The following is a 12121-nucleotide window of genomic DNA, read 5'->3' as shown; positions in this document are numbered from 1 at the left end:
TCGATGAAGCAACTTGGATTTTATGTCGACACGGCCAAGTGTACGGGCTGCAAAACCTGTCAATTGTCGTGCAAAGATGAAAACGATCTTAAGGTCGGTGTGAACTGGCGCCGGGTCTATGAGTACGGTGGCGGTAGCTGGATTCAGAACGAAGACGGCACCTACGCCCAGGACGTGTTTGCTTATTACACGTCCATCAGCTGTAACCACTGCGCCAAGCCAGCCTGTACCAAGGCATGTCCAACCGGTGCCATGCACAAGCGTGACAAGGACGGTCTGGTGGTTGTAGATGCTGACGTCTGTGTTGGCTGCCGTTACTGCGAAATGGCCTGCCCATATGGCGCACCTCAGTTTGATGCTGAGAAGAAAGTCATGACCAAGTGTGATGGCTGCTTCGACCGTGTTGAGCAGGGTAAGATGCCGATCTGTATCGAATCCTGCCCGCTGCGTGCCCTGGATTTTGGTCCCATCGAAGAACTGCGTGCCAAGTACGGAACGGAAGCGGACATCGCGCCACTGCCAGACTCTTCACTGACCGAGCCGTCGCTGGTGATGAAGGCGAGCCGTCATGCCAAACCTTCCGGTGATAAGACCGGACGCATCATGAACACACGGGAGGTGTAACCATGCACGAGTTGCCACTGGTATTTTTTACGGTTCTGGCACAGGGAACCGTTGGCCTGTTCCTGGTACTGGCCTGCCTGTTGATGGCGAACAGCGATGCGAATCGTCAGCAGCTGTTGAATAAACTGCTGATGGTGGTTCTGGTGCTGCTGGGCCTCTCCGGCGCGGCAGCCATGACCCACCTGGGTCAGCCACTGCGTGCTGTGAACGTGATCTTTGGTCTGGAACACCTCTCTGCACTGAGTGTTGAGATCATGACCACGTCTCTGTTTGGTGGTGCTGTTTTCACCTATGTGGCCATGGTGCACTTCGGCATTTTGCCAAAGCTGCAGAAGCTGGTACTGGCTGGCGCCATGGGTCTTGGCGTGCTGTTACTGCTGGCCATTGCCAACGTTTACACACTGTCTACTGTGCCGGCCTGGAACAGCGGCTGGACCATCTTCCAGTTCGTGATGACCGCTTTTGTGGTGGGTCTCCCTGCAGCAGCGCTGATGCTGAGAAGTCAGTCGGCTACTCTGGGTGCGTTCCAGAAGAACACAGATCGTGCACTGGCCACTTTGGGCTTTATCACCCTGGGTCTGGTTCTGGTGGGTTACCCACTGTACCTGTTCTGGCTGGGTCAGGTTGATCTGCCTGCCAACCCACTGGGTCTGTTTGACTACCACGGTAGTCTGATGCTGGCCCGCCTTGGCCTGCTGTTTGCTGGTCTCGGTGTTTGGGTGATTGCTGCAACCCGTGGCAATAACTCTGCAGTTGGTCTGGCGGCCGTGAGCACAGTTCTGGTGCTGACGGCTGAACTGTGTGGTCGTATTTTCTTCTACGACCTGCATATGTTTGCAGGCGGAATATTATAATTGTTTTCCCATAATCTTTGATGCACGATGGTTATGTGCATCAGGAGGAAAACAATAATGAATACTGATGTTCCCATATACTGTTACTCCTACCATCGCATATCGACCAACAGGCAGTTAAGCGGTGGTGGGATTAAACGGCAGATAGAAGCCAGTCAGGCAATATGCAGGGAAAAAGACTGGATCATGGATACCTCTTTCCAGTTAACCGATATTGGAAAGTCTGCGTACCATGGAAAAAACCTGGATGATCGAGCCGCCCTGGGCGGCTTTCTTAATGCTGTGGATGATGGCCTGATCAAAAGGCCAGCCGTCCTGCTGGTAGAAAGTCTGGATCGACTCAGCCGGGCAAATATCATGGATGCTCTTGAGTTGTTTATCCGAATCCTCAATGCGGGTATCACCATCTATACCCATATAGATGGCATGACGTACAACAAGAATGAAATCCAGAAAAACTTTTCTCCTCTCCTGATTTCAATCACCTTAATGTGCCGCTCCCATGAAGAGAGCGAAACCAAATCCAAGCGCATCAAACAGAGCTGGAAGCAGATGGAGGATACGCTTCGTAATGGTGGCCTGGGTCGTTCAACCATTTATCCGCACTGGATTGATATCAGCAGCGGCAAGCCAAAAATCATAAAAAACAAGGCCAGGGTGATTCAGGACATTTTTAAACTGTGCGCCAGAGATAACCTGAGCTATGTGGATATCTGCAATACCATAAACGACAAGTATGGCGATGTTTACAACGCCATCCCCAGTAAAGTTCAGAGAGTGCTCAGATCAGTTAAAGTACTGGGGTTGTACGAGGCCAGTAACAAGGAACATATCAACGCATTTCCTGCCATTGTGGATGAAGATACTTTCTACCTTGCTCATGCCATGATAGCCAAGCGTAAAAAAATGCTGGTAGGCAGGCCTGAAAAACGGGCAGTGAACTTTTTTAAAACACTGATGTTCTGTGGTGATTGTGGTCGATCTATCTGTAATGTGGGGCGAGGGCAGACCAGTGCTTTTCTTTGCTACAGCCACTATATAAAACAGAAATGCGGGCAGAAATCGTCCCTTGGTGTTAATCGATTCCAGACGGCGCTGCTTTATGCGCTTTCGCTGATTGATAAAGACGATATGCTGGAAAAGACAGCCAATAAGGAAAAATCAAAGCTCTCCAAGACTATCATCAGTCAACAATCCCTGATCGATGATAAAAAACAGCGCATACACAATCTGGTTGATCTGATTGCTGCGGGTTCAAAAACCGGTATTGAAGTTGCGACCAGAATTGAGAATGAAATAGAGGTTGCAGAGAAGGAACTTGAGAAGCTGAAAAACCGGCTGGATATGCTGAACTCGCCATCAATGGCGTCCAGTATTGATCATGTTAAGTCCTTTCATCGACGCTTCCTTTTGGAGAAAGCAGAGAAAAAGGATCAGCAGCCTTTCATTGAATCTCTGAGTCATCTGGTTGAGAAGATCGTCGTACATTCGCCAGAGGACGGTTACCGAACCAAGGTGACCATTCATCTCCTTTCCGGTATTGAAATCACTGTGCTGGTCAGGAAAGACTATGAATCTGAAGTGTTCAAGGGAAGTAAGCGCATTGGAAAATATGTGTCGGATTTTCAAAAGCGCAGAAGGAAGAAGGCTGTGTGCTCTTAAGCCTTACGCAAGATCGCAAGGCTGAGTGGTGAGCAATTATCATTCAAATCATGCCTCCCTGTTCTCTTGAATCCACTGATTCACCAGCGAAACCAGGACACTGCACTCCTTGAGATTTTTCTCTTTCACCAAAGCGGCAAACTCATCCACCGTATCATTAGCAATCACAAATGCATAAACAAGCGTGTCATCCTTTATGCACTGCTGAATAAGGTCGGTGCTCTCTTCTTTTTTTGTATGCTTGTCCAAGGCATTGCCTCCTTAAAAATCAATATCCGTATCAAAGACATCAAAATGGTCAGCATTAAATCCCTGTGGTTTTGGGCGATCTCCGAGGTTGTCGTTCCATTCGCTGGGTGTGCCGGATTTTACGGTAAAATCATAAGCCCTGACCCGCTGCCAGCGTCCGTCTTGAATAACCTCTATACGACAAGGTTCTTTCATGTCCCGAACCTCGTTAATCCGGTTCAGTGCATCGCCGGTGTATTCCGGGCAGGGTTCATGATTAACCCGTTTTACCCACCATATGACCGCTTTTTGCCGTGCATATCTCCCATGTTCAAAGCACACCCACTCACGAATGGTTTCCAGACCACAGCGATAAGAGACCTGCATTGAGGGCGGTTTGCCTGATTTTTCATGAAGGGTATAAATGATTTCATCCACATCCAGCCATTCCGGTTCAATCTGGTTGGCCAGCAGTGCAGCACTGGATGCTTCCGCTTCGTGCTTTTCCCGCTCCGGGAATTCATAGTTGCAGGCAGGGCAGATCCGCAGGCCTGCCAAGAGCAGCTCAAAACATTCCGTGCACTCCTTAATCGGTGGTTCTCCTGAGCCTTTGCCTGCTTTTATACGGTCTACGGTGATTCGGTCGATGGGACCGTGCCGTTCAACATTGCCGCCATAATCCAATACCAGGCAATCCGACTTTCCGGTATCAGGGCTGATGCGAAGACCCCGTCCTAAAATTTGAACGTACAGTCCAGGGGATTTAGTGGCTCGAAGCAGGGCGATCATATCGGTCAGTGGTGCATCAAAACCGGTGGTCAGTACGCCCTGGCTGGTCAGCGCTTTAATCCTTCCTGCTTTATAGTCCGCCAGTATTTGAGCCCGGTTATCTTTTGGAGTTTCTCCGGTAATGCACTCGGCCTCGATGCCTCCAGTTATCAGCAGTTCTTTTACCTGTTCAGCGTGAGCCACACTGACACAGAAAATCAGCCATGCCCTTCGCTCCTGACCGTACTGAATGATTTCAGTCACCGCTTTCTCGGTAACATCGTTCTTGTTAACTGCCGCTTCCATATCGCTGGTGAGGTAATCACCCTGCCGGGTTCTGACGCCAGCAAGATCAATTTTTTCTTTTCCAGCTTTGGAACGCAGAGGTGATAGAAAACCATCGTCGATTAATCGCTGAATGTCGGTCTCGTAGACAATCTCATCAAATAGGGGCTGCTTTCCTTCCGTCAACAAGCCTTGTTTCATGCGGTAGGGGGTGGCGGTAAAACCAACAATTTTCAGTGCAGGATTAATGTCTCGAAGACCAGCAATCAGTCGAGAGTACATCGTTTCTGAACTTTCACTATTGAGCAGATGGCATTCATCAATAATGAGTAAGTCACAGCGACCTAATTCCTCAGCTCGTTTATGAACACTCTGGATGCTGGCAAACAGAATTTGAGCATCAGTATTTCTGGAATTCATTGAGGCTGAGTAAATGCCCGCTGGAGCCTCTGGCCATTGGGTAATGATCTTTTCATGGTTCTGTTCAATGATCTCTTTCACATGCGACAAAATGAGAAACCGCTGGTCAGGCCAATGCTGCAAAACACCATGGATAAAGTCAGCAATGATCACGGACTTGCCACCCCCGGTACTGACACAAACCAGCGGGTTGCCATCCGAGTTGCTGAAGTAGCGGTAAATGGCATCAATGGCTTCCTGCTGATACCAGCGGAGTTCAAAAGCCACGATCAAAACCCTTCATCTGGTTGATGATTTGATTGGCTACACGCTCAGTTGCTTTGCGATCCATGGTCGTTGGTTTCCCATCCCCACCCTTCCTTACCTGAAGCATCTTATCCGCAATGGTGTAAGCAAAGTTGACGGCAGGCTCGATGCCAGTGCCCCGGTTGCAGGCGAACTCAGCCATTAATGCGGCAATGGCAAACAGATCCCTGAGTTGGATGGACTGGCTCTGAAACTGGGCTAACTGATTTTCCAGGTCATTGATGGTTTCATGGCATGCTGCCTGAGCGTATTGATCAAATGATGATGTATCTTCGATCAGATAGTGGCTGACCTGTGGATAAAAATTGCCTTGCTGATAGTCGGTTATGCACAGCTCGCTGTTTTCATTGATACCAACCAGGTCAATTTGATCTCCGATGGGCAGATTACTGGCTGCTATAAATCGATAACGTTTTGAGTGATCCATTGCTTATTTCCCTTTTCATTGATTACTTTGAATCGTTCCATCAAATTGCGCTTTCAGCCCTGCCACCGCTTCATCGGTCAAAAGGCGCTTGTCTTCTACTGCCTGTATTTCCTGTGAAGTGAACTGCCCTTTATCCGTACCGGTAACAAATTCCTCACCCGTAGCTTTCAGGCGATAGCGTATCCAGTACTCACCGCTATCCGTGGGCTCGGCGAATTGATCTAACAGGTAAGGGTTATAAAGGTGGAGCTCACAACCTGACTTCTGTACAGATTCAGGAATGTCCATATCGTGACGGGTGCAGTGCCACTCACCGTCCTCAATTGGCGTGCTGTGCATACAGGTGCGGCAATTCACTGCAGGCGCCTTCTGACCGTGGCAGATAGCCTGGTGATCGCAGAACTTGCAGAGATACCAGCTGGGGTCTTCGGTGATTTTGCTCAGCGGTCGGTCACTGGCAATGATGCTCTCGGCTTTCTGTACCGTCGCCTTACCAATGACCGGATCAAGACAAAGCCGCTCACCATACAGCTCATCCGTATTTTTATTCACAGCTATATAGAAGGCTCTGGTCAGTTGAGGATTGGCCAGATACATATAGACCTGCATCTGAATATAGTGCTCTGGCTTGGCTTCCTGCACTCCCTTCTTGACCAGGTTGGTGAAGGACTTTTCATTGTGGGTTTTCATCTCAATCAGGTGCCAGGTTTTGGGGGCTTCAATAAAACCCTGACCCACACCATCAAATGAACCGCCAAAATGGCCATTGCAGGCAGAAACTGTGAACTGTTTGCCAGTGGCTGGATCGGTTTCAAACACTGTTATTCCAATACTGCGCAGATCAGATACAAATCGTTCCTCTGCAAGATGGCCAGTTTGAAAGAGTCGCAACAGTTGGCCGGAATGCTTAACTTCAGTACACCAGTGAAAGGTGTACCACAGAGCCCGGTCACAAGGGCGACCAATGATAGAGCCACCCAAGTGAGCCCGGAAGGCATCGCCCTGGCTGTCCTCATAATGCCGAACAACAGCCTTGATGGTGGTTCGATTGGATTCGGGGATTTTCACAGTGATTCACCTTCCCTGGTGCGATTTTACTTTTGCTTCCTGTTTAACCTTCTGGCAATCCGTTGGGCTTTTCGTTTCCGTTTTCTCTCGGTTTTGGATGGCCGCCGTTTGGTGAATCGTGCCTTATCAATCTTCCCGCCGGAGGTTCCGTTAGCGTTGAAAACCATAACGTTCTTCCCTAAATAAAGGGGGCAAGCCCCCTGTTGCTGATGACGGGTTACTTTTGCCCCCACGGTGGTGCAGTGTATTGAGTCGCAGGATGGGGAGCCTGTTGTGCAGGAACAGGATTGTGAGCTGGCGTTTGCTGTTGCGGTGCGGGTGCCTGCTGCATCGACTGACCACCGACATTGATCCACTTTTTCACTTCATTTTTAGGGCCATAGCCGGGATCGTTTTTGATCACCACCCGAACCCGTATGACTTGATTCACTAGTTGGTCAGTGTCGCTGATCATGGGCTGGCCAATGGCGTGAGCAATACGGCTTAACTCCTTTCTGCCGATTTCCTCTGCCCTTGGGCTCCGATTTTCAATGTTGTGCTGTGACCAGAGTTTCCGGCTTTCATACTGACCTTCCATAATGGTGTAGGTCAGTTTCACCATGCGGCCTCCGGTCTTGGTGTTTTCCAGCGATGATTCGGTGATCATGGTCAGGTACTCACCAGCAGGAAGCGGCTCAAACTCATCGGTGGGATCGTAGTCACCGGCATTAAAACCTAACTGTGCCATGGGTCATCTCCTTATTTATGGACTTGGTTTTTGGGTCAGTGCGTCACTAAAGGCCTGCCAGTTGAGCGGAAGCTCGGGCGGCAGACCGTAGCGATTTTTGGCGACAAAGCTCGGACGAGCTTCGGTATAGAGGTACCGTTGGCCGGTACTGATGCCACGGGTTTTCACCTTATTGAAACCGGCTTTCTCTTTCTCAATGACGGTTTTGTAATCCGCGAACAGCACACAATCCACGGACTCCATGATCAGTTCGCTGGCGCGCTTATGAAGCTTGATCTGGTAACGGTCATAACTGTCGGTCATTGGACTTTCGAACCGCTTGATTTCGGAATGGGCTATCAGAATAAAGGCCATGCCTTTGTCATTACGAAGGGCAAACAGCGCACTCAACAGTTGCCGCCATAAATCCAGGGCGAACATAAAGCCCCGGCCATACCCGAAATCTTCAACCGAGTCGTAACGCTCTCCTTTCGGGCCAACATAGTGCTCGCACAGGTGCTGCCAGATCATCGGTTCCAGATGATCGAGGCTGTCAATCACGACCGTCTGAAAGTGGTGCTCGGATGTATAGAGTGAATGCAAGGCATCCAGCACGTCCTGAAAGGAGGTCATCAATGGGAAGGCATCCACTTCCAGTTTTCCCAGTCCGTCCTCGGTACAGATAAAGCACGGAGCGGGAGCACCGGCAGCCAACGTGGTTTTACCCACACCCGCCGACCCATGCAAAGCAAGCGCCGGAGCCTTGAAACCCTGTGAACGACTGATGGACTTGAGAGTAATCGCCATTACTTGTCCTCCAGTCGCTCGTACTTTACCGCTACCTTTTTGGGTTTGGTGGTAATGGCTTCTGCCACAATGGTGTAGTGAGCTGGATCAAGCACCTGCAAACTTTTCAACTGCTTGGTGTTCAGCTCAACCTTTGTACGCACCAGATTGGCAGACAGGGATTGGGGAATGCGCTTACTGACCTCTTCCCATTTCTGCTGATCCAGTGATCGGGTAAAGCCAGAAGAGGTGGTGACCTTGTAGTAGTCACCCTTGCTGGATTGACTGCCTTCTTCTTTAACGCCCACCACATCGCATAACTGCTGCTCAATATCGAGACGTTGATTCCTGGCGTGCTCCTCGTTTTTTTTGGCCAGCTCCAACTCGTAGGCGAGCTTGTCCAGCCGTGAAGCATCATTGCTTTCGGTCATCGCAATTTCCTTTGGTTACCGGGGAGTGTTGGAACTCAGTCAGTCATGAAGCAGATCGCTGAGTTCCGGGATGGACGTCACCATCAGCTGCTGATCATTGGTCAGATCAATCAGCAGCTCCCCGAAACGAAAACGACGGGGGATGGCTGTCAGCTGATTGACTGTCGCTTCTGGATCATTGAGCTGGCGGTTGTAGTCCTGGATCACGTCAAGCAGAGCCGCAGCAGCGGACTGGGACTCGGACTGAACAGCGGTGATTTGTTGCGAGAGGTGCTGGGCTTCGCTGTGCAGCGAAACCACCTGTTGTGCGAGAGTGCTGATAACATCCTGAACAGCAGAAAAATCCGTTTTGTTCATGATCGATTAGGCAATCTGTTTAGTATTGTTAAATAAAGACTGCCTACACAATCAGTGGATGTCAATGAATGTTTAAAATTGATTAAGATTTGTTTTTCTGGTGTTTCTTTCAGTGTGGTTTTACCGTGCTGAAAATACCAATGACCGTGCCGTGGTACTTCAGGCTTTCAACCTGCAATCGGGGAGAGTTGGGGTTGAGGAACACCACGGTATCCTGCCCGTTCACCCGTTCGTAAATGCCGAGCAGGATCTCTTTATCTTCCAGTACGCAGATATTGCCTTCTTTGAGGGGTGGTTTTGGATCAACGTATATTGTGCTGCCTGCAGGAAAGCTGGCTCCAGAGCGTCCCTGGCTATCCATGGCACTGCCACGCACGTTCATGGCGTACGTCATTGGACTGCACAGTATCGGGCAATACATCAGTGGGGTGTTGTCGTCACAAACGTTCTCTTCCAACCATTCACCAACAGCCTCATAGCCCAGTACTGGAACACCTCGTCCCTGCGGTTTGTTGCGGTCACTGCCCTTGGCCAGATACTCCTTGGGCACATCCAGTGCTGCGGCAATCTTGTACTGGATTTTGGACACGTTGTAGTCGGTGTAACTGCTGGATTCGCCCAGCCAGAGAGAGATGGTGGCGCGGGTAACCCCCAGCTTTCTCGACAGGTCGGATTGCGACATGCCTCTTTCTGCCAGTAACTCCTTGGTGCGTTGCTTCCAGTTCACGATGCGATCCCTTGTGGTTTTGGCAAACATTGACGAGTTGTTGTCTAAAACCATTATGGGGAAAAGTTGGTGGCTTAAACATACTGTATGAATACCCACTATTTTATTAAACAAAAATTGACAATGTAAAAGGCCGGGTTCAATAATCTGATCTCCACAACTTCCAAAAGGAACCGGAAGATGGTGATCCCACGAGAACCTACCCAACCAAAAAGCCCGGGTCAGCGGATTCGGGCCTACCGTCTCGAACGAGGCATCAGTATGGAGCAGATGGCGGAGTTCCTCTGCTGCTCAAAAGGCGAACTCTCCCAGATAGAAAACGGCCATAAGTCCATCTCCCGTATGAAGCAATTGCTCTGGTCCTGCATGGTGCCCCACTGGACGCCGGAAATGCTGAAATCCGATGACGTCAGTTCATAAGCGATATGCCTCCCCTTGTTGCATAAAAAATAAAAGGAACTCTTTGTATGGAAGCGAACTTGCCCAACACTGCGGCAGAAGCGTGGAAACTGAACGAAGCCGGGTTATCGATAGTCCCGCTCGGTTCCCCTTTTGAAGCACCGCCTGCCTGGTTTATAGAAGGACGCTGTTCAGGGGATGCAGAGAAAGCAAAAATGGAATGGCCAAAAGCACCGCGCTTTCGCTGGAAGCAGTATCAGGACGAAGCCCCCGATGACAGTGCGATTGATAACTGGACCAGGCTCTACCCACATACCAATTGGGCGATCATTACCGGGTACGGGGTTGTGGTGGTGGATGCCGACAGTGCGGAAGCTGTGCAGTTTATTGAAGAAGGCAACATTACCCGCACTCCATTACGAGCCCTCACCAGTAAAGGCAAGCATTACTACTTTCAGGTCAACCCGGACTATCCCATTCACAACTCAGTAAGAAAGAACCGGATCGACCTGCGTGGGATCGGTGGTTACGTGGTGGCACCGGGAAGTACCCATGCCGACGGCACCCTTTATCAATGGGAAACCGAAGGCTACATGGCGATTGATGATCGTCATGATCTACCCATGCTGACGCCGGATGATATTGCCGCTATCAATGGTTTCAATGGTCAATCCGTTGAAGATAAGCCGGTGGGTGATCTGGGCTTCTCTACCGATCAGTACCCACTGCCACACGACGGGAGCAATCTCGCAGAGGGTCAGGGTCGCAATAATGCCGCCGCCAGTATGGCTGGCCAACTGCTTAGGCAGAACGTCTCTCTTCGGGAAGTGAAGTCGATTCTGGATCAATGGAACCAATCCAATAATCCACCACTGTCTGATGCCGAGCTGAATACCACCATTGCCAGCATTTCCCGAACCCATAACAGCAATAATCCCGGTTCGGCCATTCTGATCGAACCGTTGTCCGTGACCAAGCCGGAGTTTGCCTTCAGCCATGTGAAGGAACTGGTTAAAGGAGTGAAGCCCATCAACTGGCTGATTAAGGGCTTTCTGGAAATGGACAGCCTGTCGTTGATGTTCGGTGAGCCTGCCTGCGGTAAATCATTCACTGCGATTGATCTGGCCTGTTGCGTGGCCACAGGGAAGGATTGGCATGGCAAGCCAGTTAAGCGTCAAGGTCCGGTGTTTTACATTGCCGGGGAGGGTTTCAACGGGTTATCCCGTCGTTTGATGGCATGGCAGGTATCCCATGGCTACAACCTGCGCAATGCTCCCATCTACATCAGCCAGTGTGCAGCTTCCCTCACAGACCTGGGCAATGCCCGTTTGGTCAGTGCCAGTATTCAGGAAATTGTGGAAGAAACCGGTGGTGTAATTCCTTCCATGATTGTCATTGATACGCTGGCGAGAAACTTCGGTCCTGCGGATGAGAATGCCACCAAGGAGATGAACACTTTCATCAACCACATCGATCAGCTGATGCGTGCCAGGTATCAGTGCAATGTATTGATCGTTCACCATACCGGTGTTGGCAGCAAGGATCGGGCGCGTGGTAACAGTGCGCTCAAAGGTGCCCTTGATGCCGAGTATGCTGTGGTTAAGTCGGACGACGAGGTCACTATAACCACCAAGAAAATGAAGGATGCCGACGAGCCGGAGCCAGTGAAGTTTCTTTTTAATCCCGTCCGCCTCCCTTTTGTTGACGAAGAAGGGGAGCCTCAATACAGCTGTGTATTAAGGGAGTTTGCGCCTGATGAGATGCAAAGCCTGAAAATCAAAAAAGGGCTGGAAACCGTCCTTGGCGATCGACAGCGAAAAATTCTGGAGACATTAAACCGATTAACCAGTAATGCCCGAAGTAACCTCATTAAAGGCAGCCGTGATCCTTCCTCAGCACGAATAGAACTTCGAAATCTGAAAGATGACTGCTTTGAGCAGGGATTTATACCAATTTCATTTTCAAAATATGTCACGAATTCTGCGATTGCCTTTATACTTTAAATAGCCTGTTGTTCATCCCGTTAATGTCATGCCTAAAACTCCCGATTTTCCTGAAAACTTTCACGATGCA

At 49.9% G+C, this 12121-nt stretch carries 14 protein-coding genes; 5 read left to right on the top strand and 9 right to left on the bottom strand.

The window, feature by feature from the left end; all coding sequences use genetic code 11:
• The first annotated feature begins 3 nt into the window (after positions 1–3).
• Genes AK963_RS05775 through AK963_RS05765 form a run of 3 tightly spaced genes read left to right on the top strand, consistent with a single transcriptional unit; the run spans position 4 to position 3140 of the window.
• Positions 4–624: a DMSO/selenate family reductase complex B subunit gene (locus AK963_RS05775; RefSeq protein WP_066014516.1), complete on the top strand. Its 621-nt coding sequence runs from the start codon at positions 4–6 to the stop codon at positions 622–624.
• Between the two features lie 2 nt (positions 625–626).
• Entirely contained in the window at positions 627–1478 is an 852-nt protein-coding gene (locus AK963_RS05770; RefSeq protein ID WP_066014515.1) for a dimethyl sulfoxide reductase anchor subunit family protein, read from the top strand.
• A 57-nt stretch (positions 1479–1535) separates the two neighbouring features.
• Complete coding sequence (locus AK963_RS05765; RefSeq protein WP_066014514.1) at positions 1536–3140, top strand: recombinase family protein; 1605 nt, start codon at positions 1536–1538, stop codon at positions 3138–3140.
• A gap of 48 nt (positions 3141–3188) precedes the next feature.
• Here the strand turns inward: AK963_RS05765 and AK963_RS05760 are convergent, their stop codons facing one another.
• The 9 genes from AK963_RS05760 to AK963_RS05720 form a co-directional block, all read right to left on the bottom strand.
• Positions 3189–3389 (bottom strand): hypothetical protein, encoded by a 201-nt coding sequence (locus tag AK963_RS05760; RefSeq protein ID WP_066014513.1) that lies wholly within the window; start codon positions 3387–3389, stop codon positions 3189–3191.
• Between the two features lie 12 nt (positions 3390–3401).
• The gene (locus tag AK963_RS05755) at positions 3402–5108 is read right to left on the bottom strand and encodes a DEAD/DEAH box helicase (RefSeq protein WP_066014512.1); all 1707 of its coding nucleotides are present in this window, start codon (positions 5106–5108) and stop codon (positions 3402–3404) included.
• Positions 5098–5574, bottom strand: a complete 477-nt coding sequence (locus AK963_RS05750; RefSeq protein WP_066014511.1) for a hypothetical protein — start codon at positions 5572–5574, stop codon at positions 5098–5100. Before AK963_RS05750 ends, AK963_RS05755 begins: the two co-directional genes overlap by 11 nt.
• 15 nt (positions 5575–5589) lie before the next feature.
• Positions 5590–6642 (bottom strand): hypothetical protein, encoded by a 1053-nt coding sequence (locus AK963_RS05745; RefSeq protein ID WP_066014510.1) that lies wholly within the window; start codon positions 6640–6642, stop codon positions 5590–5592.
• Between the two features lie 217 nt (positions 6643–6859).
• Positions 6860–7369 (bottom strand): DUF669 domain-containing protein, encoded by a 510-nt coding sequence (locus AK963_RS05740; protein ID WP_066014509.1) that lies wholly within the window; start codon positions 7367–7369, stop codon positions 6860–6862.
• 15 nt (positions 7370–7384) lie between these two features.
• Positions 7385–8155, bottom strand: a complete 771-nt coding sequence (locus tag AK963_RS05735; RefSeq protein WP_066014508.1) for an ATP-binding protein — start codon at positions 8153–8155, stop codon at positions 7385–7387.
• Entirely contained in the window at positions 8155–8565 is a 411-nt protein-coding gene (locus AK963_RS05730; RefSeq protein WP_066014507.1) for a DUF7173 family protein, read from the bottom strand. The genes AK963_RS05735 and AK963_RS05730 overlap by 1 nt, the downstream gene beginning before the upstream one ends.
• A gap of 39 nt (positions 8566–8604) precedes the next feature.
• On the bottom strand, positions 8605–8922 hold the full coding sequence (locus AK963_RS05725; RefSeq protein WP_066014506.1) for a hypothetical protein: 318 nt from the start codon (positions 8920–8922) through the stop codon (positions 8605–8607).
• 109 nt (positions 8923–9031) lie between these two features.
• Positions 9032–9649, bottom strand: a complete 618-nt coding sequence (locus AK963_RS05720; protein WP_175404449.1) for a helix-turn-helix domain-containing protein — start codon at positions 9647–9649, stop codon at positions 9032–9034.
• Positions 9650–9829: 180 nt separating this feature from the next.
• On the opposite strand from AK963_RS05720, the gene AK963_RS05715 reads away from it, so the two are divergent.
• Both AK963_RS05715 and AK963_RS05710 read left to right on the top strand, forming a co-directional pair.
• Complete coding sequence (locus AK963_RS05715; RefSeq protein ID WP_066014504.1) at positions 9830–10069, top strand: helix-turn-helix domain-containing protein; 240 nt, start codon at positions 9830–9832, stop codon at positions 10067–10069.
• A 47-nt stretch (positions 10070–10116) separates the two neighbouring features.
• Entirely contained in the window at positions 10117–12051 is a 1935-nt protein-coding gene (locus AK963_RS05710; RefSeq protein ID WP_066014503.1) for an AAA family ATPase, read from the top strand.
• Positions 12052–12121: the final 70 nt, after the last annotated feature.

It is taken from the genome of Endozoicomonas atrinae, assembly GCF_001647025.1.
Classification (GTDB): domain Bacteria; phylum Pseudomonadota; class Gammaproteobacteria; order Pseudomonadales; family Endozoicomonadaceae; genus Endozoicomonas; species Endozoicomonas atrinae.
The sequence above is the reverse complement of the archived record's forward strand: the minus strand, read 5'-3'. Positions and strand labels throughout refer to the sequence as shown.